The sequence below is a fragment of the Variovorax sp. KBS0712 genome, assembly GCF_006323185.2.
Classification (GTDB): domain Bacteria; phylum Pseudomonadota; class Gammaproteobacteria; order Burkholderiales; family Burkholderiaceae_C; genus Variovorax; species Variovorax boronicumulans.
On record NZ_VCCD02000001.1, the window covers coordinates 2,176,206 to 2,202,019 of the forward strand.

24 protein-coding genes and 1 pseudogene are annotated in these 25,814 nt (G+C 71.0%); 14 read left to right on the forward strand and 11 right to left on the reverse strand.

The genetic code is table 11. The annotated features are described in order from the left end of the window. Positions 1 to 792: a crotonase/enoyl-CoA hydratase family protein gene (locus FFI97_RS10005; protein WP_255221122.1), complete on the reverse strand. Its 792-nt coding sequence runs from the start codon at positions 790 to 792 to the stop codon at positions 1 to 3. Positions 793 to 932: 140 nt separating this feature from the next. Here FFI97_RS10005 and FFI97_RS10010 point away from each other — a divergent pair, with 140 nt between their 5' ends. Then, complete coding sequence (locus tag FFI97_RS10010; protein WP_139706181.1) at positions 933 to 1,952, forward strand: AraC family transcriptional regulator; 1,020 nt, start codon at positions 933 to 935, stop codon at positions 1,950 to 1,952. Here the strand turns inward: FFI97_RS10010 and FFI97_RS10015 are convergent. Continuing rightward, positions 1,949 to 2,944 carry a sialic acid TRAP transporter substrate-binding protein SiaP gene (locus FFI97_RS10015; RefSeq protein ID WP_139706183.1) on the reverse strand — a complete coding sequence of 332 codons (996 nt, stop codon included), beginning with the start codon at positions 2,942 to 2,944 and terminating at the stop codon, positions 1,949 to 1,951. The genes FFI97_RS10010 and FFI97_RS10015 overlap by 4 nt on opposite strands. 197 nt (positions 2,945 to 3,141) lie before the next feature. Between FFI97_RS10015 and trhA the strand changes: the two genes are divergently transcribed. Further along, a complete protein-coding gene (trhA, locus tag FFI97_RS10020) occupies positions 3,142 to 3,765 on the forward strand; it encodes a PAQR family membrane homeostasis protein TrhA (protein ID WP_139706185.1) in 624 nt (207 codons plus the stop codon). 10 nt (positions 3,766 to 3,775) lie between these two features. On the opposite strand, the pseudogene FFI97_RS10025 reads toward trhA, so the two are convergent. The 5 genes and pseudogenes from FFI97_RS10025 to bla form a co-directional block, all read right to left on the reverse strand. Beyond that, a pseudogene (locus FFI97_RS10025) lies at positions 3,776 to 4,736 on the reverse strand (tripartite tricarboxylate transporter substrate binding protein). A 34-nt stretch (positions 4,737 to 4,770) separates the two neighbouring features. Beyond that, the gene (locus tag FFI97_RS10030; RefSeq protein WP_139706195.1) at positions 4,771 to 6,009 is read right to left on the reverse strand and encodes an acyl-CoA dehydrogenase family protein; all 1,239 of its coding nucleotides are present in this window, start codon (positions 6,007 to 6,009) and stop codon (positions 4,771 to 4,773) included. A 20-nt stretch (positions 6,010 to 6,029) separates the two neighbouring features. Further along, entirely contained in the window at positions 6,030 to 7,601 is a 1,572-nt protein-coding gene (locus tag FFI97_RS10035; RefSeq protein WP_139706187.1) for an AMP-binding protein, read from the reverse strand. A 141-nt stretch (positions 7,602 to 7,742) separates the two neighbouring features. After that, entirely contained in the window at positions 7,743 to 8,738 is a 996-nt protein-coding gene (locus FFI97_RS10040; RefSeq protein ID WP_144004416.1) for a LysR family transcriptional regulator, read from the reverse strand. 49 nt (positions 8,739 to 8,787) lie between these two features. Beyond that, the gene (gene bla, locus FFI97_RS10045; RefSeq protein WP_139706361.1) at positions 8,788 to 9,675 is read right to left on the reverse strand and encodes a class A beta-lactamase; all 888 of its coding nucleotides are present in this window, start codon (positions 9,673 to 9,675) and stop codon (positions 8,788 to 8,790) included. A gap of 175 nt (positions 9,676 to 9,850) precedes the next feature. On the opposite strand from bla, the gene FFI97_RS10050 reads away from it, so the two are divergent. Both FFI97_RS10050 and FFI97_RS10055 read left to right on the forward strand, forming a co-directional pair. Then, positions 9,851 to 10,201, forward strand: a complete 351-nt coding sequence (locus FFI97_RS10050) for an ArsR/SmtB family transcription factor (protein ID WP_139706362.1) — start codon at positions 9,851 to 9,853, stop codon at positions 10,199 to 10,201. A 40-nt stretch (positions 10,202 to 10,241) separates the two neighbouring features. Continuing rightward, a complete protein-coding gene (locus FFI97_RS10055; protein WP_095744932.1) occupies positions 10,242 to 10,787 on the forward strand; it encodes an SRPBCC family protein in 546 nt (181 codons plus the stop codon). A 17-nt stretch (positions 10,788 to 10,804) separates the two neighbouring features. On the opposite strand, the gene FFI97_RS10060 is transcribed toward FFI97_RS10055, so the two are convergent. The 4 genes from FFI97_RS10060 to FFI97_RS10075 all read right to left on the reverse strand — a co-directional run bounded on the left by FFI97_RS10060 (position 10,805) and on the right by FFI97_RS10075 (position 15,619). Beyond that, on the reverse strand, positions 10,805 to 11,428 hold the full coding sequence (locus FFI97_RS10060) for a hypothetical protein (RefSeq protein WP_139706363.1): 624 nt from the start codon (positions 11,426 to 11,428) through the stop codon (positions 10,805 to 10,807). Between the two features lie 198 nt (positions 11,429 to 11,626). Beyond that, positions 11,627 to 13,435 (reverse strand): acyclic terpene utilization AtuA family protein, encoded by a 1,809-nt coding sequence (locus tag FFI97_RS10065; RefSeq protein ID WP_144004417.1) that lies wholly within the window; start codon positions 13,433 to 13,435, stop codon positions 11,627 to 11,629. Positions 13,436 to 13,443: 8 nt separating this feature from the next. Continuing rightward, positions 13,444 to 14,412 carry a Bug family tripartite tricarboxylate transporter substrate binding protein gene (locus FFI97_RS10070; RefSeq protein ID WP_139706364.1) on the reverse strand — a complete coding sequence of 323 codons (969 nt, stop codon included), beginning with the start codon at positions 14,410 to 14,412 and terminating at the stop codon, positions 13,444 to 13,446. 52 nt (positions 14,413 to 14,464) lie between these two features. After that, positions 14,465 to 15,619, reverse strand: a complete 1,155-nt coding sequence (locus FFI97_RS10075; RefSeq protein ID WP_139706365.1) for a CaiB/BaiF CoA transferase family protein — start codon at positions 15,617 to 15,619, stop codon at positions 14,465 to 14,467. Between the two features lie 144 nt (positions 15,620 to 15,763). Here FFI97_RS10075 and FFI97_RS10080 point away from each other — a divergent pair, with 144 nt between their 5' ends. The 10 genes from FFI97_RS10080 (at position 15,764) to FFI97_RS10125 (ending at position 25,751) form a co-directional block, all read left to right on the forward strand. Continuing rightward, positions 15,764 to 16,666: a LysR family transcriptional regulator gene (locus FFI97_RS10080; RefSeq protein ID WP_062475596.1), complete on the forward strand. Its 903-nt coding sequence runs from the start codon at positions 15,764 to 15,766 to the stop codon at positions 16,664 to 16,666. A gap of 34 nt (positions 16,667 to 16,700) precedes the next feature. Next, positions 16,701 to 17,447, forward strand: a complete 747-nt coding sequence (locus FFI97_RS10085; protein ID WP_139706389.1) for a glutamine amidotransferase — start codon at positions 16,701 to 16,703, stop codon at positions 17,445 to 17,447. A 130-nt stretch (positions 17,448 to 17,577) separates the two neighbouring features. Further along, entirely contained in the window at positions 17,578 to 18,174 is a 597-nt protein-coding gene (locus tag FFI97_RS10090; RefSeq protein ID WP_139706368.1) for a CDP-alcohol phosphatidyltransferase family protein, read from the forward strand. Between the two features lie 40 nt (positions 18,175 to 18,214). Continuing rightward, entirely contained in the window at positions 18,215 to 18,796 is a 582-nt protein-coding gene (locus tag FFI97_RS10095) for a glutathione S-transferase family protein (protein WP_139706370.1), read from the forward strand. A 102-nt stretch (positions 18,797 to 18,898) separates the two neighbouring features. Further along, positions 18,899 to 21,301, forward strand: a complete 2,403-nt coding sequence (locus FFI97_RS10100; protein WP_139706372.1) for a penicillin acylase family protein — start codon at positions 18,899 to 18,901, stop codon at positions 21,299 to 21,301. 3 nt (positions 21,302 to 21,304) lie between these two features. Further along, a complete protein-coding gene (locus FFI97_RS10105) occupies positions 21,305 to 21,958 on the forward strand; it encodes a histidine phosphatase family protein (protein ID WP_144004418.1) in 654 nt (217 codons plus the stop codon). Between the two features lie 51 nt (positions 21,959 to 22,009). After that, positions 22,010 to 22,972 (forward strand): DnaJ C-terminal domain-containing protein, encoded by a 963-nt coding sequence (locus FFI97_RS10110; RefSeq protein WP_139706374.1) that lies wholly within the window; start codon positions 22,010 to 22,012, stop codon positions 22,970 to 22,972. A 2-nt stretch (positions 22,973 to 22,974) separates the two neighbouring features. Then, a complete protein-coding gene (locus tag FFI97_RS10115; RefSeq protein ID WP_062481866.1) occupies positions 22,975 to 23,295 on the forward strand; it encodes a chaperone modulator CbpM in 321 nt (106 codons plus the stop codon). Positions 23,296 to 23,483: 188 nt separating this feature from the next. Further along, the gene (locus FFI97_RS10120; protein ID WP_139706376.1) at positions 23,484 to 24,671 is read left to right on the forward strand and encodes a serine hydrolase domain-containing protein; all 1,188 of its coding nucleotides are present in this window, start codon (positions 23,484 to 23,486) and stop codon (positions 24,669 to 24,671) included. 60 nt (positions 24,672 to 24,731) lie between these two features. Further along, entirely contained in the window at positions 24,732 to 25,751 is a 1,020-nt protein-coding gene (locus FFI97_RS10125; protein ID WP_139706378.1) for an AraC family transcriptional regulator, read from the forward strand. The last annotated feature ends 63 nt before the right edge of the window (positions 25,752 to 25,814 follow it).

Consider the following 25,814-nt stretch of genomic DNA (forward strand, 5'->3'; position numbering starts at 1 on the left):
TCAGCCCGCGACCTGTTCGGGCGTGACCTTGGCGAGCGACTTGTCGACGAACGCCCCCAGCCGCGTCTGCACTTCCCCGCCGGTCTGCACCACCGCCGCCATCAGCGACTCGGCGAACATGCCGTCGGTGGCCGACATGTCGGCGATGCGGCTGATCGACGTGACCATCGCGTAGTTCGACAGCGCCGCGTTCTTCGCCACGCGCTTGGCCAGCACCATCGCGGCACGCAGGCTCTCGCCGGGTGCGGCGATCTCGTGCGCCAGGCCCAGCGTCTTGCCGGCGCGGGCGTCGAGCACGCGGCCGGTGAGCATCATCTCGACCATGCGGCCCGGCGTGATGATGCGTGCCACGCGCACCGTCGCGCCGCCGCCCGTGAAGATGCCCTTCTGCCCCTCGGGCAGCGCGAAGTAGGTCGACGGGTCGGCCACGCGCACGTGCGTGGCCGCCGCCAGTTCGAGCCCGCCGCCGACCACTGCGCCATGCAGCGCCGCGACCACCGGGATGCCGCCGTACTGGATCTTGTCGAAGGTGCTGTGCCAGCGCTGGCACACGCGCATGAAGTCGACCGCCGTGCGTTCCTTGTCGTGGTGTTCCTTGAGGTCGAGCCCGGCACAGAAATGCGGCCCCGCGCCGGTCAGCACCACGGCCTTGGCCTCGCGCGGCAGCGCACTGAACACGGCGTCCAGCGCGGCCAGCGTGGCCTCGTCGATGGCGTTGCGTTTGGCGGGACGGTTCAGGGTCACGACGGCGACCTCTTCGTCCATGTGCAGGGTGACGTTCCGTTCGATCACGGCAGGGCTCCTTGGGTTGTTGCGGGTTCCGCCACCGGAATGGGGCGCTTCAGGGCTACGATAGCCCTGGGCACCGCGCCATTGCTTGCAGATCGCGCCCATTCATTTGCAGATTCCGCCAACCGTCATTTGAACCCGTCATGCCGCCAGAGCGCGCCACCGTCGCCGTCAGCTTCCTGCAGCACCTGCTGAGCGGCGCGCGCCGCCAGTTGAGCCCGCGCGACATCGACCTGCTGGCCGCGCAGGCCGGCCTCTCGCCGCAGCTGCTGCGCCAGGACGGCGCGCGCGTCACGCGCGAGCAGTTCGTTCGCATGTACGAGTGCGTGTCGCTCTTCATGGGCGACGAGATGCTGGGCCTGTGGTCGCGCCCGATCCGCGCGGGTGCGCTCAAGTACCTCGGGCTCAGCCTGCTCGATGCGCCCTCGCTGATGGTCGCCATGTACCGCTTCACGCGCTTCTGGAACCTGCTGCTGGACGACCACCGCCTGCGCATGACGCGCGCCCACGGCGTGGCCACGATCGCCATCGCGCCGCACCCCGAAGCCGCCGCGTGGCCCACCACGCCCTTCGGCCATGCGCTGATGGTCAAGCTGATCCACGGCGTGGCCTCGTGGCTCATGGGCCGGCAGCTGCCGGTGCTGGGCGTCGGCTTTGCGTTCCCGCGCCCGGCGCGCTTCGACGAGTACGCCAACCTGTTCCCCGGCCCGCTGCAGTTCGAGCAGGACACCTCGTCTGTGCGCTTTGCCGAACCCGTGCTGCGCCAGACCTTCCAGCGCACGCGCGCCGAGCTGCTCGACTTCGTGCGCCGCGCGCCCGACGACTGGATCTTCGTCACCTTCGACCACGACACCACCAGCGCCACGGTGCGTGAGTTCGTCGCCGCGCACCTCGCCTCGGATGCCACGCTGGGCGCGGCGGCGCGCGCGGTGCACATGTCGGAGCGTGCGCTGTCGCGCCAGCTCGCGGCCGAGGGCACCAGCTTTCGCGCACTGAAGGAGGAGGTGCGCCGCGACCTCGCGATCCAGCGCCTGGTGAAAACGCGCGAACCCATCGACCGCATCGCCGCCTCGGTCGGCTTCGACAACACGCCGGCCTTCCACCGCGCCTTTCGCACGTGGACCGGCAGCACGCCGCGCGGCTACCGGCAGCGGGCCGGTTAGTTCGCCGCTCCTGCCAGCGCCTGCAACTTGGCGAAATCGCCCGGCCGCGCGCCCATCTGCTCGGGCGAGGAGCGCTTCGTCACGCGCTCCAGCAGCGGCAGGCGGTTGACCGGCTGCACCGTCATGCCCTTGCCGCGCAGGAACTGCTCGTCTTCCAGCTCGCTGGCGATCACGCCGACGTTGGTCCACTTCGCCGTGTCGGCCAGCGTCTTCTCCACCATCGCCTGCTGCGCCGGCGTGAGGCGGGCCCAGGCGGCCTTGCCGATGACGATGCCCAGCGTGTCGTAGATGTGGCCCGTGAGCTGCACGTACTTCTGTACCTCGTACAGCTGCTTGGCGCGCACCGTGCCCAGCGGATGCTCCTGCGCCTCGACCTCGTTCTTCTTGAGCGCGCCGTACAGGCTGTTGAACGGCAGCGACACGGGCTTGGCGTCGAGCGCGGTGGCGAAGAGCTGGTAGGCCGCGGCGTCGGGCACGTACAGGCGCAGGTCGCGGAAGTCCTCGGGGCGCTGCAGCGGCTTGCCCGAGGTCACCTGCCGCGCGCCGTAGTAGACCGACGCGACCATGCGGTTGCCGCTGCGTTCGTTGTAGCCCTTCATCAGGTCCGCGAGCAGCGGGCTCGCGAGGTACTTGCGCACGTGGTCCAGGTCCTTGAAGGCGAAGGGGTAGCTGCCCAGGCCCAGCGGCGGATAGCCCTCGGCCAGCGTGGCCTGGCCGACGTAGGCGATCTGCATGGAATCGTTGGCGAGCATCAGCGCGTAGTCGCGCTCCTGCCCCAGCTTCGAGGCGGGCACCACCTCGATCTTGATCTTGCCCTCGGACTGCTCGGCGATCTTGCGCGCCGCCAGTTCGGCCTGCTGGTGAAAGATGCTCGCGGGCTCATAGATATGCCCCCACTTGAACTGCTGCACCTGCGCACAAGCGACAGCGGCGCTCCCCATGGCGACGCACAGGACAGCAGCCCGGCGCCACGACATCAAACGTTTTTTCATCGGCAGTCCCTCACGGTGAGAAGGCCCGCCGGCGCGGGTGCGCCAAAGCACGCGGCGGGTGTCGGGAACGCATCCCGGCCGCTGAATGTAAACATTTGCAACCAGAATCCAGACAGGGTTTGCCCGGTCACGGGGCAGTCATGGCCCTTCCCTAGCATCCGCGTGCGCCCGACGCGCCCACTTCCTCACCGCACCTCATGTACCCCGGCGAACGACTCAACGGCTACAGCCACCTGTTCGGCCTGCTGCTCGCGCTGCCGGCGGCCGCGCTGCTGCTCGCCAAGACGCTGCCCACGGGCGACCCGGCGCGCATCGCGGGCGGGCTGGTGTTCTCGCTCTCGGCCGTGGCGCTGTACGCGGCCTCCACGCTCTTTCACAGCACGCGCGGCCGCAGCAAGCGCCTGTGGGAGCGCGCCGACCACTGCGCGATCTTCCTGCTCATCGCGGGCACCTACACACCCTTCGCGCTCGTCACGCTGCAAGGCCCCTGGGGCTGGCTGCTGCTCGCGGTGATCTGGAGCGCGGCGTGCTTCGGCATCTGGCGCGAACTGAAACCCGCCGAGACCGGCACGGCGAAGAAGCCTTCGCTGCCGCTGTACATCGGCATGGGCTGGCTCGGCGTGCTGGCTGCCGCGCCGCTGGCGGCCAAGCTGCACGCCACGGGCCTGGCCTGGCTGGTCGCGGGCGGCGTGCTCTACACGGTGGGCACGGTGTTCTATCGCAACCGGCGGGGGTTGCGCCACGCGCACGGCGCCTGGCACCTGTTCGTGTTGGCCGGCACCACGAGCCACTACGTGGCCGTGGGGTGGTTCGTGCTCTGAAGCCTGCCTCTTACAACGGCTGCAGCTTCGCGGTCTTCATCATCCGCTCGGTCAGTTCCATCTCGCTCGCGAAGCCCTGCACGTAGGCCTCGGTCGTCGACGGGCTCACCTCGCTGCCCAGCTCCGTCAGCGCGGCGATCACCGACGGCTGCTTCAGCGCCTGGCCGAACACCTCGTAGATGCGCGCAGCGATCGCGTCGGGCGTGCCTGCCGGCACCGAGACACCGCCCCACGACGTGAGCTCGACGCCGCGCAGCCCCAGCTCGGCCAGCGTCGGCACCTGCGGCAAGGCCGCGTTGCGCTTGGCGCCGGCCACGCCCAGGGCGCGCAGCTTGCCACCCTGCACGTGCGGCAGCGCCACCGAGAAGATCGGCATGCCGAAGTTCACCTGGTTGCCCAGCACCGCGTTGACGATTTCCGACGCGCCCTTGTACGGCACGTGCGTGGCCTGCACGCCCGCCGCCTGCAGGAACAGCTCCACGCCCAGGTGCGAGGGCGTGCCGACGCCGCCCGAGGCGTAGTCGAGCTTGCCGGGGTTGGCGCGCGCACGCGCCACCAGCTCCTGCAGGGTCTGGATGCCCGAGCCCGCATTCACCACCAGCAGCACGTCGGAGGTGGTCAGCCGCATGATGTGGCGGAAGTCCTTGAGCGGCCATGGGCGCGCTCGAGTAGATCCAGGTGTAGCCGTCGGGCGCGGCGCGCGCGACCTGGCGCGCGCCGATGTTGCCGGCCGCGCCGCCCCGGTTCTCGATGACGACCGGCTGCCCCAGCAAGGGGCCGAGCGCTTCCGCGAGGATGCGCGCGGCGTTGTCCGGGCCGGTGCCGGCCAGGTACGGCACGACCCACTTGACCGGGCGGGTCGGCCGCCAGGCGGAGGCGTTCGCGCCAGCTGCGCGAGCAACGGCCGGCAGCAGCGCCGAGGCCGCGATCGCACCGCACAGCGCGCGGCGATTGGCATTGATGAGCGTCATGGCTTGTCTTGTCTCCTGATTGTCTGCTTCGGCCTCAGGCCGCATCGCCGATCAGCTCGCGCGCGATGATGTTCTTCTGGATCTCGCTCGTGCCCGTGAGCACGCGGTACATGCGCAGCATGCGGAACAAAAACTCCACACGCCGCCCCTGCACGATGCCTTCGCCGCCGTGGATCTGCACCGCCGCGTCGGCCACGCGGAACGCGGCCTCCGAGCAGAACAGCTTGGCCATCGAGGCCTCGGCGCGCGGGTCGCCACCGGCGTCGATCTGCCGCGCGGTCGACAGCATCAGCGCGCGCGCCGCGCACAGCTGCGTCGCCATGTCGGCCAGCGAATGCTGGATCGCCTGGAACTGCGCGATGGCGCGGCCGAACTGGCGGCGCGTGCGCGCGTAGTCGCGTGCGTCCTTCAGCGCCACGGTCGCCAGCCCCACCATGCCCGGGCAGTGCAGCAGCCGGTTGACCGTGATGCGCCCCAGCGCCAGCGCCAGCCCCTTGCCGGGCTCGCCGATGAGGTTCGCGGCCGGCACACGGCAATCGGTGAGCACGATGTCGCCCGTGGTCGACTGGCCCGCCATGGTCTTGTAGCCCGCCTGCACCTCGACGCCCGGCTGCGTCAGGTCGACGAAGAACGCCGTCACTTCGCGGCGCGCCGGATCGTCCGAGGTGGACGCCATGAGCACCGCGAGATCGGCAAACGGCGAGCCCGAGATGAAGCGCTTGCGCCCGTTCAGCACATACACGTCGCCCTCGCGCCGCGCCTGCGTCTGCACCGCGCCGGCATCGGAGCCGGCCTCGGCTTCGGTGAGCGCGAAGCAGATCGCCTTCTCGGCTTGCGCCACCGGACGGATGAACTTCGCCATCTGTTCCGGCGTCGCGAACTTGGCCAATGCGCCGACGCGCGGCGGCCCGCTGAGTTCGCCGAACACATGCGGCGCGAGCGGCGAGCCGCTGGCGTAGATCGATTCCTTCACCAGCACATGGTCGAGCAGCGACAGGCCCAGGCCGCCCATCGCCGGCGGCAGCGTCATGCCGTAGAAGCCCATCGCGTGCGAGCGGCGCCAGACGTGGCGCAGCGTCTCCTTGTCGGGGCCGTGCTCGTGGTCGATGCCCTTCTCGCGCACCAGGTCGGCCAGTTCACCGTTCAGGAAGTCGCCGATGCGGGCGATCAGTTCGGCCGCGCGCGGTGAGCCTTCGAAGGGGCCGTCGAACAGCGGTGCGCGGATGGCCGAAGCCTCGGTGGGTCCGGCGGAAGGGGTCAGCGTGGTGTCCATGTCGTTCTCTTCGCTCTTGTTCAATTGACGCGCCGCGCGTGGCCGGCCCAGTACGGCGTCTGGATCGCCTTGCGCGCGACCTTGCCGTTGGCGTTCTTCAGCAGCGACTCGACGAACTCGATGCGGCGCGGCCGCTTGAAGCCCGCGAGCCGCGCGGCGCAGAAGTCGTCGAGCCCGGCCGTGTCGGGCGAGGCGCCCGGCTTCAGCACGATGTGCGCGGCCACCGCCTCGCCCCACTTGTCGTCGGGCACGCTGAACACGCAGGCCTCGGCCACCGCCGCGTGCTGGTACAGCACGGCCTCGACCTCCGAGGGGTACACGTTGAAGCCGCCGCTGATGACCATGTCCTTCTTGCGATCGACGATGTAGATGTAGCCCTCGTCATCGGCGCGCGCGAGGTCGCCCGTGTGGTAGCGGCCCTCTTTGAGCACCTCGGCCGTGAGCTCGGGCGCGCGCCAGTAGCCGGCGAAGATGTCCTCGCCGCTCACCACGATCTCGCCCACCTCGCCGGGCGCGACCGGCTGGCCTTCGTCGTCGACGATCTCCACCAGCGATTCGAGGAAAGGCCGGCCGCACGAGGCCAGCCGCTCGGGCATGGCGGCGCGCGCGAACAGGTGGTCTTCCACCGAGAGGCCGCACACGCCCGAGGTGGTCTCGCCCGCGCCGTAGCCCTGCGACAGCACCGGGCCGAACACGTCCATCGCCTGCATGATCCGCGCGGGCGCCATCGGCGCGGCGCCATAGCCCAAGCGCTGCAGGTCGGGCAGCGGCCGGTAGCGGCCCTGCAGCTCGGCCAGCAGCATGTTGATCATGGTGGGCACCATGAAGGTGTGGGTCACGCGCTCCTTCTTCATGTCGTCCAGGAAGCGCGCGGGCTCGAAGCCCGTGAACAGACGGATGGTCGCGCCGCTGCACAGCGCCGGCACGATCTGCATGCCCGAGGCGTGCGTGATCGGCCCCACCAGCCCCAGCAGGTCGCCGGGGCGCAGGCCTTCGCTGCGCGAGAGGAACTTGCGCAGCTGGGCCAGCCGGTTGCCGAAGGTCTGCATCGCGGCCTTGAGCACGCCGCTGGAGCCCGAGGTGTAGTGCAGCACGGCCAACTCGTCGGCGCGCACGCGCTCGCAGGTGAAGGCGTCGCTCGCGCGCGCCAGCTGGCCTTCGTAGGAGGCGGGCGTGCCTTCGGCCGCGTCGAGCAGCAGCAGCTTCGGGGCCGCGCCTTTCAGGAGCGGCAGGAAGGTCTCGGCGCGTGCGGCGGTGGTGACGATCAACGCGGCGTCGCTGTTCTCGATGACCTCGGCCACCTCGACCGGCGCGAGCCGCGCGTTCATCGGCGCCTTCACCAACGCGGCCTTGTAGCAGGCCAGCTCCAGCTCGACGATCTCGACGCAGTTGGGCAGGTACACGCCCACGCGGTCGCCGCGCTGCAGGCCGAGCCCGCGCAGGGCATTGGCCAAGCGGTTGGCGCGCCGGTCGAGCTGTTCGTAGGTGCAGGCGCGCTGCGGCGTGGTCACGGCGATCTGCCGCGCATGCAGGCGGGCGGCGCGGGATGCGAGTTCGCCGACGTTGGCGACCTCGGGCGAAAGTGAGGGCAAGTTGTCTCCTTGAGGCCGGTGCCTGTGCACCGTGGGGAGAACTTTCGCAAACAACGCCGCCGCACAACAAATACCGATTGCTGATGCGCGGCCATCACAAAAGATGATGGCCCCGGCGGGCGATCCTCCTGCCCGCGATGGCTACGCCTTGCCGTCGCCCAGGAACTGCGCGTCCCAGCGGCCCGAGGCGATCATCGAGCGTGCCTCGTCGGCCAGCGCCTGTCTCACGACCTGCGTGGCCGCATCGGGCGCCTTGCCGGCCGGCGTGGCCAGGTGGTAGGTGCGCGCCAGCTCGGGCTCGACGATGCGTGCGATCAACCAGTTCGGCTGGTCGCCCGGCCCGTCCGCGAGCGCGCAGGCGGGCGTGACCGTGAAGCCCGCGCCCGCAAGGTACAGCGAGCGCAGCACGCGCGCCGAGTCGTGCTCGTGCACCACGTTGAGTTCCACGCCCACCGCCTCGGCCGCCGCCTCGACGCGCTGGCGGATGCTGAAGCGGCGCGACTGCAGCACCAGCGGCAGGCTCGCGGCGCGTGCGAAAGGCACCGTGGGACGCACCGGTGCGCCCTTCTTCGCGCGCCCACCCTTCGCACTTTTTCCGAGCAGTGCCGCCACCTCGCCCTTCGCATCGAAGCCGCAGAGAAACATCCCTTCGCGCACGAAGGGACGCACGTCCAGCCCCTCGACGCTGGGGGTGTCGACCAGCAGGCCGATGTCGGCGCGGCGATCGACCATGGCCTTGCGCACCATCAGGCTCAGGTCGTCGATCACGAACACGCGAATGCGCGGGTGCGACTGCTTCAGCCGCGCCAGCACGGGCCCGAGCAGCAGCGAAGCCAGCAGGAACGGCACCGCCACCGTGACCGAGCCCTCAGGCCCGTCGGGCGCGCGCTGCAGCCGTTCGCGCATGGCCGCGGCATCCGACAGCAAGCGCCGCGCGTCCTGGTACAGCTGCAGCCCCGCGGCCGTGGGCGTGACGCCCACGTGCGAGCGGTCGAACAGCTGCGTGCCGAGTTCGGCCTCGAGCTTCTTGATCTGCGCGGTCAGCGCGGGCTGCGCCACGTACAGCGACGCCGCCGCGCGCGACAGGCTGCCGGCTTCGAGCACCGCGATGAAATAGCGAAGAGACCTCAGGTCCATGGGGCGGCCGGGGAAAGATGGGGGCGCCCATTGTGGCCCCCTCGCCGACTCAGCCTGCCAGGGCCTTAACCGCGATGCGCGTGGCCGAGGCGACCACGTCGTTGCGACCCTTGGCGTCCTTGTCGGGGAAGGTCAGGTAGACCGACAGCACCAGCGGCGCGCCCGACGGCGGCCACAGCACGCCGACGTCGTTGGTGGAGCCGTACGAGCCCGCGCCGGTCTTGTCGCCCACACGCCAGCCTTTGGGCACGCCGGCCAGGAAGCGCTCGGTGCTGGTGGTGTTGCCGAGCAGCCATTCGCGCATCTGCTCGCGCTGCGGCGCGCCGAGCGCATCGCCCAGCGCCAGCCGCTGCACCGTGTCGGCCATGGCCGCGGGGCTGGTCGTGTCGCGCGGGTCGCCGGGAATGGCGGTGTTCAGCTCGGGCTCGGTGCGGTCGAGGCGGAAGGTCGTGTCGCCGATGCGCCGCGCGAACGCGGTGACGGCGGCCGGACCGCCCAGCACCTTCAGCAGCAGGTTGGCCGCGGCGTTGTCGCTGTACTGCATGGTGGCGGCGCACATCTCGTTCACGGTCATGCCGGTGGCGAGGTGCTTCTCGGCGACCGGCGAGTGCGACACCAGGTCGCCCTTGCCGACGCTGACGCGGCGCCCGAGCAGGCTGGCGTCGGTCGCGCTGCGTTCGAGCACGGCCGCGGCGAGCACCAGCTTGAAGGTGCTGCACAGCGGAAAGCGCTCGTGCGCACGGTGCTGCAGGCGCGCGCCGCTGCCGGTGTGGAAGCCCGACACGCCCAGGCGCCCGCCGCAGGCGCGCTCGAGTTCGGCGAGCTGCGTTTCGGCGTCCGACTGCGCGCCCTTCTTCTGCCATGCGCTGCAGGCGCCGGCAAGCGGGGTCACGGCGGCGGCGAGCAACAGGGTGCGGCGCTGGATCAGAGGGTTCATGTGCGTGCGTCTTTCTTTTCGCGAGTGGATGGAATGAAAGGCATCGTAGGAGCGCCGCCGCTGCGCTTCCAGCGCCCGGGGCGCGCACGGCGTCCCGGGTGTATCAGGTGTAACGCCATTTCGTCATTCAACCTTCGGGTTGAATTTTCTTCGCGACCGATCTATATTCAACTTCATGGTTGAACTTGAAATCGAAGACGAACGGCTCGACGCCGTGTTCCACGCCCTGGCCGACAGCACGCGGCGCACCATGCTGCAGCTGCTCGCGCAGGGCGAGTGCAGCGTGGGCGAGCTGGGCGCGCCGTTTCGCATGTCCTTCGCGGGCGCCTCCAAGCACGTCAAGACGCTGGAGCGCGCGGGGCTGGTGTCGCGCACCGTGCAGGGCCGCGCGCACGTGTGCCGGCTGGAACCGGCGGCGCTCGCCACGGCCGATGCGTGGCTGCGCGCGTACGAAGTCTTCTGGAACCACCGCCTGGACGCGCTGGCGGATGCGCTGCGGCGCGATGCCGGCGACAGCCGCGTGTGAACGCCTTCTCTCTCTTCACCTACCCAAGGAGCACCGCCCCATGACTACGACCCTGAAGCACAGCCTGGGCACGCAGACCGAGCCCGGCACCCTGCGCATCGAGCGCACCCTGCCCGGCCCCATCGACCGCGTGTGGACCTACCTCGTCGACCCGGAAAAGCGCCGCAGCTGGCTGGCCGGCGGCACCATGGCGCAGGCGCCGGGCGCGGTGTTCGAGCTGCGCTTCCAGCACACCGAGCTGTCGGGCGAGGTCGCGCCCGAGCGCTTCGCGGCCTACCGCGAGACCCACGTGCAGCACTCGCGCGTGCTGCGCATCGAGCCGCCGACCCTGCTGGTCATCAGCTGGGGCAGCGAGCGCGAGGACGCGTCCGAGGTCAGCTTCGAACTGTCGCCGCAGGGCGCGCAAGCGACGCACCTGGTGCTCACGCACCGCCGCCTGCCCGACCGCAAGGAAACGTTGAGCGTGGCCAGCGGCTGGCACGCGCACCTGGGCGTGCTTGACGAGGTGCTGCACGGGCGCGCGCCGCAAGGCTTCTGGACGCAGCTGGAGGCCGCCGAGGCGGCCTACGCGACGCACATCCGCTGAAGGTCGTCGGGCGGGTGTCAGGCCCGGCGGGCGGGCTGCGAAGGCTCGCGGCAGGGCTGCACGCGGACCGCGCGGCTGATCACCTGGCGCTGCTCGCGCGCGCTCTTGAGCAGGCGCTCGGCCGCGACCCTGCCGTGGGGCACCGGCGCGCCCTCGCCCATTTCCGACACGGCCACGAACACCGTCTGCCCGCCTTCGAGCACGGCCTGCGTCTTCGGTTGCGACTTGCCCGCGTAGAGCGGCGCGTCGTCGATGTAGGCCTCCAGCGAGTGCGCGCCCGGCGCCACGCACAGGCGCGTGAAGCCGTTGGGCATCAACGCGGCATGGAACTCGCCGTCGACATACACATGCGCCGCGCCCGTGCTGGGCGTGGCCGTGGCGCGGCGGAAGAACACGACCTGCGCCAGCTCGGGCACCACCGCGGGCGCGGGCCGGTACACAGCCCCCTTGCGCGAGCTCGTTGCCGACACCGCGACGGGTACGGCCATGTTCATCGGTTCGGAAGGCGGCGGCATCGGCGGCAGCGGCACGTACGACGTGACCGCGACGGGGCCACAGCCCGCGACCAGCGTGGAGGCGGCAAGCACCCAGCGGCCCGCGCGCAGGCGGGGATGGAAGGAAAGGAATCTGGACAAGGACATGGCGTGCTTCGAGCGCCTTCAGAAAAAAGGCAGCCATCTGGCGAAGAGAAGGAAGAGCGGGCCGGCCGGAAAACGGCCAGCGCTCAGGGAACGAAGCACTCTAGGAAAAACCACCGAGGCAGGCCATCGGACGAATCCGAAAGCGATGCGCGATGGCGTGGGCCCGCGCTGAAAACGCGGGCCCGGCGACGCGTCGGCTCAGGCCGCGCGCAACCGGCGGGCCGCGATGCGCACCGGCATCGACAACAGGATCTGCGCCATGCTCTTGCCCAGCGGGTCGGTGCGCAGCGACGCCATGCCGCCGCCGCCCAGCGCCGCTTCGCAGACGAAGTTGAAGGCGCCGATACCGGGCAGCTCGTAGCGCGTCACCTCGCCTTCGACCAGGTGCGCCATGTAGGCGCGCACGGCCTGCGCGCTGAGCTGCGCGCGCAGCACGGGCAGGAAGCGCGGCTCGCGCGCGAGGATGCCGATGTTCGAGACGTCGCCCTTGTCGCCGCTGCGGCCATAGGCCAGGCGGATCAGCGGCACCTCGAGCCATTCGTCATCCGTGTCCGGGTCGGCGGCGTCTGCCTGCGGCGCCACGTCATCGGCCATGGCGACCTCCGCCGCCTGCGCCCTCACCGCCACGGGCCACGACTCGCCCGCCATCTCGACCACGGGCGTGAACAGCGCCTTGTCCACGAGCAGCGGAAACTGCCGGATCGACAGCGCCACCGACGGCCGCCCGCCGCCCAGGCCCGTGGTGCCGGGCGCCCACGAGGTGCCGGCCGCCGAGATCTCGCGCGCGAAGAGTTCGAGCGGCGCCTTGTCCGCGTGCGTCACGGCCACGCGCAGCACCGCCTGGCGCGGCGGCTGGGCGGTGGCGTGCGGGCCGTAGCACTGCTCGGCGCCCAGCACGTCGATGTGGGTGGCCGAGAAGTCGGCCCAGCCGCGCTGCACGAACAGGTCGCGCGTGCGGCGCAGCATCGCCTCGCCGCTGCGCCGCGCCTTGGCGGCGGCGTCGAAGCCGACGATCAGCAGCTCGGCGTTGCAGCGGTAGCCCGCGGCGTAGGTGGCCGTGACCTTGTAGCGGCCCGAGGGCGCACGTCCTTTCGCGCCCGAGACGCGCACCAGCTCCACGCCCACGGCCTCGATCTGCACGGTGCGAAAGTCGCAGGTCACGTCGGGCAGCAGGTAGGCCGCGGGGTCGCCGATCTCGTACAGCAGCTGTTCGCCCACGGTGGCGCGGCTCACCAGCCCGCCGGTGCCGGGCGGCTTGCCGACGACGAAGCTGCCGTCGGCCGCGCATTCGACCACCGGGTAGCCGATGTGGGCCCAGTCGGGCACCTGCTCCCAGTCGGTGTGCAGGCCGCCGGTGGCTTGTGCGCCGCATTCGATGATGTGGCCGGCCAGGCTGCCGCCCGCGAGGCGGTCACAGTCGTCGTCGGCCCAGCCGAATTCGTGCATCAGCGCGCCGAGCGTGACGGCGCTGTCGACGCAGCGGCCGGTGATGACGATCTGCGCGCCGGCATCGAGCGCCCGCGCGATCGGCACGGCGCCCAGGTAGGCGTTGGCGCTCACGAGGCGCTCGGGCAGCGGTGCGCCCGTGCTCATGTGGCCGATGCCCTGCGCACGCAGCGCTTCGGCATGCGGCAGTGCGTCGTCGCCGGTGACCACGGCGATGCGCGGCGCGAGCCCCATGCCGGCCGCCAGTTGCGTGAGCGCGGCAGCGCAGGCGCGCGGGTTCACGCCGCCGGCGTTGGCGATCACGCGGATGCCTTGGCGCATCACGTCGGGCAGCACGGCGGCCATGGCGGTGGTGACGAAGTCGGTGGCGTAGCCGGCGTCGGGGTTCTTCAGCTTGGCGCCGGCCAGCAGCGACATCGTGAGTTCGGCGAGGTAGTCGAACACGAGGTAGTCGATGCCGCCGTGCGCCACGAGCTGCGGCGCGCCGGTGCTGCTGTCGCCCCAGAAGCCCGAGGCGCCGCCGATGCGCACGGTCTTCTTCTGCGTGCCCGGGGTGTTCATCGCGCGGCTCATTCGGGCTCGATGCCGGCGGCGCGGATCACGCGGCCCCACTTCTGCGACTCGGCGGCCTGGAACTTCGCGAGCGCCTCGGGCGTGCCGGTGGCGGCCTCGCCGCTGGAGATGGCCTGGTAGGCGACGATGGCCGGCGAGGCCGACACTTTCACCAGCATCTCGTTGAGCTTGCGCGTGACGGCCGCGGGCGCGCCCGGCGGCAGGTAGACCGCCGTCCAGTACGACATGTCGTAGCCCTTCACGCCTGCCTCGGCCACGGTCGGCAGCGCGGGCACGGCGGCCAGGCGCTTGTCGCCGCTCACGGCCAGCGCGCGCAGCTTGCCGCTCTTGACGTGCGGCAGCGCGGTGGGCGCGTCGGCGAACATGAAGTCGACCTGCCCGCCCAGCAGGTCGGTGATGGCCATCGGGTTGCTCTTGTAGGGCACGTTCACCATGTCGATGCCGGCCATCTGCTTGAGCAACTCGCTCGCCACGCGGCTGGACGAGCTGCCGCTGCCGAAGTTGAGCTTGCCCGGCGACTTCTTCGCCGCCGCCACGAGATCGGCCACCGACTTGATCGGCGAATCGGCCCCCACCAGCAGCAGCATGTGGCCCTTGGACAGCAGCCCGACCGGCGTGAAGTCTTTCACCGGGTCGTAGGGCAGCTTCTTGTACAGGTGCTCGTTGGCGGCGTGCGTGGTGTTGGTGGTCATCAGCAACGTGTAGCCGTCGGGCGCGGCCTTGGCGACGTACTGCGCAGCCAGGAAGCCGCTGGCGCCCGCGCGGTTCTCCACGATCACCGGCACCTTGTACTCGGTGGTCAGCGCCTGCGCGATGCTGCGCGCCTGCTGGTCGGTGCCGCTGCCGGCCGCGAAGGGCACGACGACGGTGAGGGGCTTGGCGGGGTAGTCCTGCGCGTGGGCAGGTGCCGCCGCCGCGACCGCGAAGGCCAGGACCGCGCCGAGGCGGAAGATGGAAGTGCGCATGGGTGATGTCTCCGGTGGGATGTAGTTTTAAGAAGGGAAAGGGTGCGTTCGCTCAGGCGCTGTCGCGCTGCGGCACCGGCGGCGCGCCGAGCGCCGCGTTGTGCTCGCCCAGCCGGGGCGCGACCGCGCGGTGCGCGGGCCGCACGCCGTCGATGGACATCGGCAGCGCCGTGAGGCGGAAGTCTTCGCCCGGCACCGCTTGCAGCATGCCCAGCGCCTCGACCTGCGGGTGTGCGACGGCCTCGGGCACGGTGTGCACCGGCGCGCAGGGCACGCCGGCGGCAGTGAAGCGCGCCATCCAGTCGGCGCGGGTGCGCGCGCGCAGCAGCGGGCCGATCTCGTCGAACAGCGCCACCTTGTGCTGCAGCCGCTGGCGGTTGCCGGCAAAGCGCGCGTCGGTGGTCCAGTCGTCGCGTCCGAGTTCGTGCGCGAACTTGGCGAAGAGCCGGTCGTTGCCGCAGCAGATCAGAAGCGGCGCATCGGCGGTGTCGAAGGCCTCGTAAGGCACGAAGCCCGGGTGGCCCGAGCGGTGGCGATCGGGCAGCCGGCCTTCGTTGACATAGGCGTCGGCCTTCTGGCCGGTCCAGACCAGCGCGGTCTCCAGCAGCGAGGTGCTCACCACGCCGCCCCGGCCCGTGAGGTGGCGCCGCTGCAGCAGCGCCAGCGCGCCGATCACGGCCCACATGCCGGTGCCCTGGTCGCAGACCGAGGCGCCGGTGCGCATCGGCGGATCGTCGGGCCCGCCGTTGATGCTCGACAGCCCGCTGAAGGCCTGGATCAGCGGCTCGTAGCCCGGCTGCATGCGCAGCGGGCCGGTGTGGCCGAAGGCCGAGATTTCGCAGTAGATGAGCCGCGGGTGGCGCGCGCACAGCGAGGCGCCGTCGATGCCCATCGACTGCGTGACGCCCGGTCGCAGGTTGTGGATGAGGATGTCGGCGCCGGCCGCGAGGGTCTCGAAGGCGGCCATGCCCTCTTCGCTCTTCAGGTCGATGGCGACCGAGCGCTTGCCGCGATTGAAGACGTGGAAGTTGAGCGCGTCGCCGTGGCGAAAGGCCGGGCCCATGTGGCGCGCGTCGTCGCCGCCCTCGACGCGCTCGAGCTTCACGACGTCGGCGCCGAGGTCCGCCAGGATCGCGCCCGCGAAGGGCCCCGCCAGCACCTGTCCGAGCTCGAGCACCCGGATGCCTTCCAGAATTTTGGTGTCCATGTCACGGGGGCGCGTGGGCCCCTTGTCTCCGTGTATCGAATGCGCCAGTCTCGGCGTCGCGCATTGATCTGTGAAGAACAATATTCCTATATCTGTGATAACTTGGATGGATCAATCCACAGCCACTCCGAGGGAGCCGCATCCGTGCGAGTCGACATCACGCTGCAGCAGCTCGAGGCCTTCGTCGAAGTCGCGAAGACCACCAACTTCCGCGCCGCCGCGCAAGCGCTGCATGTGTCGCAGCCGGCGCTGAGCCGCACGGTGCGCATCGTCGAAGACCTGGTGGGCGCGCGCCTGTTCGACCGCGACACGCGGCACGTGGAGCTCACGCCGGCGGGGCGCGAGCTGCTGCCGATCGCGCTGCGCATCCTGGAGAACTTCAACAGCTCGTTCAGCGAGCTGTCGCAGTTCCTCGAAGGCCGCAGCGGCCACCTGACCATTGCGGCGCTGCCCTCGACCGGCGTGGCGCTGCTGCCCGGCGCCATTGCCGAGTTCCGCCAGCAGCATCCGCAGGTGCAGTTCTCGCTGATCGAAGGGCCGGCCGAGGCGGTGCGCGCCGCGGTGGACGAAGGCCGTGCCGACTTCGGCCTCAGCGTGCGCCCCGGCGCGCACGAGCCCCTGCTGTACCGCCACCTGCGCGACGACCCCTTCGTGCTGCTGTGCCGGCGCGACGACCCGCTGGCCGCGCGCGCCTCGGTGTCGTGGTCGGTGTTCGCGACGCGGCCCTTCATTGCGAGCAGCTTCCAGAGCAGCATCCGCCCGATCACCGACGCCGCCTTCCTGCAGCGTGGCCTGCAGGTGCAGCCCGCGCTCGAATACCCGAGCGTGGCCGTGGCGGGCGCGCTGGTCGCGGCCGGGCTGGGGCTCACCGCCCTGCCCCGGCTCGCGCTGCAGCTGTCGCAGAACGACGAGCTGGCCACCGTGCCGCTGCAGCGCCCGCTGATGTCACGGCCCATCGGGCTGGTCACGCGCGCAGGGCGCTCGCCCTCGCCCGTGGGCCGCGCCTTCATGGACCTGCTGCACCGTCGGGAATCGTCCCGGCGCTGACCGGCGCACGGTGCGCTGCGGCATGATCGACGCCATGCACAGCACGCCCCCGTATCCCCTGGTCATCGTCAAGGTCGGTGACACCCATGACGCGCTGCGCGAAGGCCGCGGCGACTTCGAGCACTGGATCGCCGACGGCCTCGGCACGCAGACCCTGCCCCTCGTGGTGGTCGACCCGCGCCGCGGCGACACGCTGCCCGCGCCCGGCCAAGTCGCGGGCGTGGTCGTCACCGGCTCGCACGCGATGGTGTCGCACCGCGAGCCCTGGAGCGAAACCACCGCCGCCTGGCTTGCCGAGCTGGTCGCGCGCGACACGCCCGTGCTCGGCATCTGCTACGGCCACCAGCTGCTGGCGCACGCGCTCGGCGGCGAGGCCGGGCACCACCCGCAAGGCCCGGAGGTCGGCACGGTCACCGTCACGCTCGACGCGGCCGCCGCCGGCGACGCGCTGCTGGGCGACCTGCCCGCGCAGTTCCCGGCGCAGGCGATCCACTGGCAGAGCGCGCTGCGCCTGCCCGAGGGCGCGGTGAAGCTGGCCCACAGCGCGCACGAACCCGTGCACGCCTTCCGCGTAGGCGCGCAGGCCTGGGGCCTGCAGTTCCATCCCGAGTTCGACGCCCGGACCATGGGCGGCTACATCGAGCTGCTGGCCCGCGACCTCGCCGCGGACGGGCTCGACGCCACGGCGCTGCGCGAAGGCGTGCGCCCCACCGACGCGGCGGCGGGCCTGCTCGGGCGCTTCGCACGGATCGTCGAGGCCAGGGCGCAGCCAGCCGTCTGAGCGCGCCGACGGGGCGTCGGCGCGCGACTACAAAAAGCGGGCCGCGCTTGGGTTAAGGTGCGGTTCCTTTCGCAGCTTTCCCCGCCTTCAGACCACGCCCTCGCCCCCGCCGGCCCGCAAGCACTTCTCGATGATCCGCGGCTTTCACCTGGCCGATGTGTTCACGCTCGGCAACGCAGCCTGCGGCGTCGGGGCGGTGTTCTTCGCGATGGCCTTCATGCGCAGCCAGTCGCTCGCGCACTTCTACTGGGCCGCGGCGCTCGCCCCGGCGGCCTTCATCTTCGACGTGCTCGACGGCCGCATCGCGCGCTGGCGCCAGACCCAGTCGGCGCTCGGGCGCGAACTCGACTCGCTGGCCGACGTGATCTCGTTCGGCGTGCTGCCCGCCGCGCTCGGCTTCGCCGCCGGCCTGGACGGCGGCTGGGACTGCGCCGTGCTCATCTATTTCGTCGGCTGCGGCGTGAGCCGGCTCGCACGCTACAACGTGACGGCCGAGGCGCTCTCGGCCGGCGCCGACAAGGTGAAGTACTTCGAAGGCACGCCGATCCCGACCAGCGTGGTGCTGGTGGGCGTGCTGGCCTACGCGGCCTCGAAGGGCGCCCTCGGCGCCCACGTGTGGGGCGGCGCCTGGACGCTCGGCCCCTGGCAGCTGCACCCGCTGGTGCTGCTGTTCGCGCTCTCGGGCACGCTGATGATCAGCAAGACCCTGCGCATTCCCAAGTTCTGACAACCCGCCCATCTCACCCACCTGACAAAGGAGACCCCGCATGACGATGAAGCTGTATTTCGACCCGCGCAGCCGTGCGCAGGTCGCCAAGTGGATGCTCGACGAAGCCGAGGTCGACTACGAGATCGTGCCCACCCTCATCCGGGAGGGCGCCCACAAGCGCCCCGAGTTCCTGAAGATCAACCCGGCCGGCAAGCTGCCCGCGCTGGTCGACGGCCGCACGCGCATCTTCGAGAACGCGGCCATCTGCATGTACATCGCCGAGAAGTACCCCGGCAAGCGCCTGGCGCCGGCCGTGGGCACGCCCGAGCGCGGGCGCTACCTGTCGCTCATGGTCTATTCGACCGCGCAGCTCGAGCCCTCGATGGGCGACAGCCTGCTGAAGATCAAGAGCAACAACAGCGCACGCGGCTGGACCGATTTCGAGCAGGCGAAGGACGCCGTCGAACGCGAGCTCGGCGACGGTCCCTACCTGTTCGGCGCCCAGTTCACGGCCGCCGACGTGATGATCGGCTCGATGCTCATCTGGCACCGCGCCTTCGGCGGGCGCACCAACCGGCCGAAGCTCGACGCCTACATCCACCGGCTGCAGGCGCGGCCCAGGGGCATGAAGTTCGGGTGAGGTAAGTGGCAAGGCGTGCCGCGCTGGCGACAGTGTGCGGCGGAGGTTCATCCTCTAATCGGTCCCTCTTTTTCGACCCTTTTCCCCACCACGCCCCGCCCCATGACTTCGAACACCTCGCGCTCCCGGTTCTCGTTGACGGCCCTCTCCCTGGGCCTGGTCGCCCTGCTCGGCGCCTGTGCCAGCACGCCGCCGCCCGGCAGCCGCAGCGTGAGCATCGAGCGCACCACCTTCGGCATCGCGCACATCACGGCGCCCGACTACGAAGGCCTGGCCTACGGCACCGCCTACGCGCACGCGCAGGACAACGTCTGCCAGACCGCCGAGCACCTGCTGACGCTGCGCGGCGACCGCGCGCAGTTCCTCGGGGCGCAGAACACCGGCGACTTCGGCCTGGGCCGCATGCCCAACGCGCAGATCGACCTGTTCGTGCGCTACCACATGGACGACGCGGCGCTGGCCCGCGCGGCGGCCACCACCAACGACGAGGTGAAGGCCGCGCTGCGCGGCTACGTGGCGGGCTACAACCGCTACCTGCAGGACGCGGGCCCCAATGGCCTGCCCGAGGCCTGCCGCGGCAAGCCGTGGGTGCGCCCGATGACGGCCGCCGACCTGGCGCGCGCCACCGAGCAATCGATGATCCAGGGCGGCCTGGGCGCACTGGCCGGCGCCGTGCTGGCCGCCGTGCCGCCCGCACCGGGCGCCAAGACCGGCGCGGCGCCGGTCGCGCTCGAGCAGGCGGTGGCCGAGATCGGCCGCCACAGCTTCAACGCCAACCCCGAAGGCGGCGAGCTGGGCTCCAACGGCTGGGCCTTCGGGCGCAACGCCACGCCCGACGGCAAGGGCCTGCTGCTGGGCAACCCGCACTTCCCCTGGAACGGCACCAACCGCTTCTGGCAGATGCACCTGACCATTCCCGGCCAGCTCGACGTGATGGGCGCCACCGGCGGCCTGAGCCCGGTGGTGTCGATCGGCTTCAACAAGGACGTGGCCTGGACCCACACCGTGTCGACCGGCAAGCGCTTCACGCTGTACGAACTCAAGCTCGACCCCAACGACCCGACCGTGTACTGGGTCGACGGCCAGCCGAAGAAGATGGTCGCGCGCACCGTCGCACTGCCGGCTGCCGCCACGGCGGGCGGCGCGCCCGTGCAGCACACCTTCTACGCGACCGACTGGGGCCCCGTGGTGTCGCTGCCGCGCGCCGGCCTGGGCTGGACCGCCCAGAAGGCCTATGCGATCCGCGACGCCAACACGCTCAACGTGCGCTCGGCCGAAAGCTGGATGAAGATGGGCCGGGCCCGCAACGTCGCCGAGCTGCGCGCCGCCATGGGCAACCAGGGCATCCCGTGGATCAACACCCTGGCGGCCGACCGCGAAGGCAACGCGATGTACGCCGACCTGTCGGTGGTGCCCGACGTGTCGGCCGAGATGCTCAAGGCCTGCGCGCCCTCGCCGGCCGCCGCCGCGCTGCTCAACGCCGCCGGCCTGCCCGTGCTGGACGGCTCGCGCAGCGCCTGCGCCTGGCACCGCGACCCCAGCGCCGCCGCGCCGGGCATCATCGCGCCGGCCCGCATGCCCGTCGTCGTCACGCCCGACTGGGTGCAGAACAGCAACGACAGCTTCTGGCTCAGCAACCCGCGCGTGCCGCCGATGGCCGGCGTGTCGCCGCTGGTCGGTCCCGTCGGCGTGCCGCAGCGGCTGCGCACGCGCAGCGGCATCATGGAAATCGAAGGCCGCCTGGCCGGCACCGACGGCCTGCCCGGCAACCGCATGGGCGCGGCCGAGCTGCGCAGCGTGATCTTCCGCGACAGGAACCTCGCCGGCATGCTGGTGATGGACGACCTGAAGGCCGCGTGCACCGCCACCGCCACCGGCGCCGCGCTGAGCGCCGACCAGGCCCTGGGCTGCCGCGTGCTCTCCGCCTGGGACCGCACCAGCAACGCCGAGTCGAAGGGCGCGGCGCTGTTCCGCGAGTTCTGGCGCAAGACCAAGGACCTACCGAAGGTCTGGCGCGTGCCCTTCGACCCGGCGCAGCCCGTGACCACGCCCACCGGCCTGGACATGGCCACGCCCGCCACGCGCGAGGCGGTGTTCAAGGCGCTGGGCGACGCGGTCGGCATCGTGCGCACCGCCGGCTTCGCCCCCGACGTGGCGCTGGGCGTGCCGCAATCGCGCACCGTGCGCGGCCAGAAGATCGCACTGCCCGGCGGCGACGAGTTCGAAGGCGTGCTCAACAAGCTCGAATCGCAGGGCCAGCCGCTGATCGACCCGAAGGGCTACGCCATCAACTACGGCAGCAGCTACATGCAGGTCGTGACCTTCGACGCGCGCGGCCCCGTGGCGCAAGGCCTGCTCACCTACGGCCAGAGCAGCGACCCGGCCTCGCCGCGCGCCTACGACCAATTGCCGCTGTTCGCGGCCAAGCAGTGGCATCCGCTGCCCTTCCACCCGGCCGACGTGCAGGCGCAGCGCGAAGGCAAGCCGCTGCAGCTGGCGTACTGAACCATGTCCTCGAGCACCGTTCCTTTTCCCGCCCACGCCGCTACAGGCATCGACCTGCTGAACCGGCTGGCCGCCGAGCAGCCGCTCGCCCCGGCCTGCGACCACTTCTACTTCCTGCGCCACGGCCAGACCGGGCGCAACGCGCTGCGCGTCTTCCAGGCGCCCGACGAGCCCCTGAGCGCGCTCGGCGAGCAGCAGGCGGTGCAGGCGGCCGAGCTGCTGGCCGGCGAGCCGATCGGCGCCATCGTGTGCAGCGACGCGCGCCGTGCCTTCGACACCGCCCACACCGTGGCGCGCGCGCTGGGCCTCGTGCCCAGCGCGCACGAGAACCTGCGCGAGCGCAACTTCGGCGCGCTCATCGGCACCTCGTCGGCCAACATCGATTGGGCCTGCGAGCCCGAGGGCGGCGAGACGCTGGCGCAGTTCGTCGACCGCAAGCGCCAGGCGCTGGCCGCCGCGCTCGCCGCGCAGCCCGCGCCGGTGCTGGTGGTGGCGCACGGCGGCACGCTCTACGCGCTGGCCGCGCTGCTGGGCGTGGCGGTCGATGCGAGCATCTTCGGCAACGCGCAACCCTTGCGCTTCACACGTGCCGGCCCCACATGGGCCGTGACGCCGCTGCAACAGCGGCAAGCCGACGGCGGAGCAGCCCTGGCCTGACCTGGCTCCCGGTTGATCTGTACGCCGTCCTGAAAGGAATCACCACCCACCATGGAATTCAAGGACTACTACAGCGCACTGGGCGTCGAACGCACCGCGTCCGACGACGAGGTGCGCAAGGCCTACCGCAAGCTCGCCCGCAAGTACCACCCCGACGTCAGCAAGGAGCCCGACGCCGAGCAGCGCATGCGCGACATCAACGAGGCCAAGGACGTGCTCGGCGACAAGGACAAGCGCGCCGCCTACGACGCGCTGGCCGACCGTGTCGCGCGCGGCGGCCGGCCCGACGGCAGCTTCGAGCCGCCGCCCGGCTGGGACACCGGCTACGAGTTTCACCGCGGCCCGCGCCAGGGCCCGGCCGACCACGCCGACTTCAGCGAGTTCTTCTCGTCGATGTTCGGCGACGCCGAGCGGCGCGGCGCCACGCGCCAGAACTACCGCGCGCGCGGCGAAGACCACCACGCGGCCATCGAAATCACGCTCGAAGACGCGCTGAACGGCGCCGAGCGCGAGCTCACGTTGCGCGCCCAGACACTCGACGCGCAGGGCCACCCGCAATGGGAGAACCGCACGCTCGCCGTGAAGATCCCGCCCGGCGTGCACCCCGGCCAGTTCATCCGCCTCGCGGGCCAGGGCATGCCCGGCCACGGCGGCGAGCCGGCCGGCGACCTGTACCTCGAGGTGCGCATCGCGCCGCACAAGCTGTACCGCGTGGAAGAGCGCGACCTGTACATGACGCTGCCCGTCACGCCGGCCGAAGCCGCGCTGGGCGGGCAGGTGCAGGTGCCCACACCCACCGGCGGCGTGGTCGAGGTCACCGTGCCGCCCAATGCGCGCGGCGGCATGAAACTGCGGCTCAAGGGCCGCGGCTTCGCGGGCAAGACGCCCGGCGACCTGTACCTGCTGCTCGAGATCGCACTGCCGCCCGCCGACAGCGAGGCCGCACGCAACGCCTACGCACAACTCGCGCAGGCGACCTCCTCGTTCAACCCCCGCCAGCACCTGGGAGTCTGAGCATGGCGAACTTTTCTTCCGTGACCACCACCACGGCCATCGGCGTCTCGCACCCGCTGGCCGCGAACGAACTGGCGCACGCCTGCGGCGCCGACACCGCCTGGGTCGTGCAGCTGGTCGAAGTGGGCATCGTGCAGGTCACCACGACCGACGCACCGCCCGAGCGCTGGGAGTTCTCCAGCACCGACCTGCAGCACGCGCTCGAAGCGCGCCGGCTCGAACGCGACTTCGGCGTGAACCTGGACGCCGCCGCGCTGATCCTCGACCTGCAGCACGAGGTGCGGCGGCTGAAGGCGGTGCTGCAGGCGCACGGCGTGGGCTGAAAGGCGCCGCGCGCGCCGCAGGTCGCGCGCAATGACTGCCAGACCTGGACAGCCGCCTGCCACTTCCGAACAGGATCGGTGAGCCCTCGGCCCTAGATTGCCGCTGCCTGCGGAATTTCGCATGGCAGGCCGGCGCGCAGGCAACCCTTCACACACGCCCGGCCTCCTCACACAGGAGACAAGAAGGCATGACCTCGCACAGGCTGAAGACCGCGCTCGACGCAACGCTGCACCAGACCGTTCACCGCCACGGCGGCGCCCCCGGCGTCGTCGCGATGGCGACCGACCGCACGGGCAATTTCTACGAAGGCGCCGCCGGCACGCGCGAACTCGGGCTCGACCGGCCGATGGCCACCGACAGCGTGTTCGCCATCTTCTCGACCACCAAGGCGATCACAGGCACCTGCGTGATGCAGCTGGTCGAGGAAGGCAAGATTTCGCTCACCGACCCGGCCGGCGCCTACGTGCCCGAGATCGACGAACTGCAGGTGCTCGACGGCTTCGATGCCGACGGCCGGCCGCGCACGCGCGCGCCGCGCCGACGCATCACGGTCAACGACCTGATGCTGCACACCTCGGGCCTGGGCTACGAGTTCTTCAGCGAAGACGACCTGAAGTACCGCGCCGCGCTGAACATTCCCACGGTGGTGTCGGGCAGCTTCGAATCGATCCGCACCGTGCTGCTGCACGAGCCGGGCGCGGCCTGGACCTACGGCGCCAACATCGACTGGCTGGGCCGCATCGTCGAGCAGCAGCGCGGCAAGCGCCTGGGCGAGGTGATGAAGGAGCGCGTCTTCGAGCCGCTGGGCATGCAGGACATCGGCTTCGGGATGTCCGAGTCGATGAAGGCGCGCCGCGTGACCATCCACGACCGCGCGGCCGACGGCCGGCTCACGCCGCTGCCCGAGCTGGTGCTGCCCGAGCCGCCGCCGATGGACATGGGCGGCCACGGCCTGTATGCCACCGTGGGCGAGTACATGAAGTTCATCCGCATGGTGCTGAACGACGGCGCCGGGCCGCACGGGCGCGTGCTGAAGGCCGACACGGTGCAGCGCATGGCGCAGGACGGCCTGGCCGCCATGGACTTGTCGGTGGGCGGCTGGCGCACGTCGGTGCCGTCGCTGAGCAACACGGGCGAGTTCCTGCCCGGCACCGACAAGGGCTGGGCCTATACCTTCATGACCAACCGCGAGCGCGCGCCCACGGGCCGCGCCGCGAACTCGCTGATGTGGGCGGGCCTGGCCAACAGCTTCTTCTGGATCGACCGCGAGAGCGGCATCGGCGGCTACTGGGCGACGCAGATCCTGCCCTTCCAGGACTGCGCGAGCTACCCGGGCTTCGTGGCTTTCGAGACCGCGGTTTACCATCACCGTTGAGCCGCTGAGCGGTGCGCGCCCCGGGGCGCGCACCTTCTTCCTTCTGAACCGAGGTGCGCGATGGATGCGATCCGCAACGTGCTGGTCACCGACGCCCGCGGGCAGCCGAGCGAGCGCCACCGCCTGGTGGCCTCGCACGACTGGGACGACATCCGGCGCTGGTCGGACCGCATCTACATGCCCTACCGCGTCACGCCCATCGGGCGGGCGCGCACGCCCGATTCGGTGCTCGACGCCACGCGCATCGGGCACTTCACGCTGAGCCGGTTCCACTACGGCATTCCGGTGAACATCAAGGACTTCTCGCCCGACAGCGGCGTCGGCATGGTGCTGACGACCGTGCGCGGCGCGGGCCGCCACTGGTCCGAAGCCAACGCCTATGCCGACACCGGCGTGGGCGACGCCTTCGTGGTCGACACCTCGCGCACGCACTACTGGGTGGACTTCGATGCCAACCACCTGCAGGTCAACCTCAGCTTCTCGCACGACGCGCTGGCCGCGCTGCACGCGCGCTGGTTCGGCGCACCCGCCGACGAGCGGCTGTGGACGCGCAAGTTCAAGTTCGGCGGCGCCCAGTCGAGTTGGATCGCACTCCTGTCGTATGCGTGCCGCTGCGTCACCGAGCTGCCCGAGGCGGTCGACAGCGGCCCGCTGGGGCGGCACCTCGAAGAGATGATCGGCGTGCATGTGCTGACCCAGTGGCGCGCGCAGCTGGAGCACCCGGCCGAGGCGGTGCAGCACCGCATGGCGCCGCGGCATGTGCTGGCGGCCGAGCGCCACATCCGCGAGCACGCACAGCACGCGCCCACGCTCGGCGAACTGGCGAGCGTGGCGGGCGTCAGCGTGCGCACGCTGAACAGCGCCTTTCGCGAATACCGCCAGGCCACGCCGATGCGCGCGCTGCGCGAGCAGCGCCTGCAGGGCGTGCGCGCCGAGCTGCTGATGGCCGACGCCGGCGCGACGGTGCGCTCGGTGGCGCAGGCATGGGGCTACGCCAATTTCGGCCTGTTCGCCGCGGCCTACCAGCAGCGCTTCGGCGAGCTGCCTTCTGCCACGCTGCGCGCGCGCAAGTCAGGCTGATCCTTCATCTGATCTTCAGCTTGGAGCGCGCTCGCGCTCCCACAATGCCAAGCGGGCGCGGCA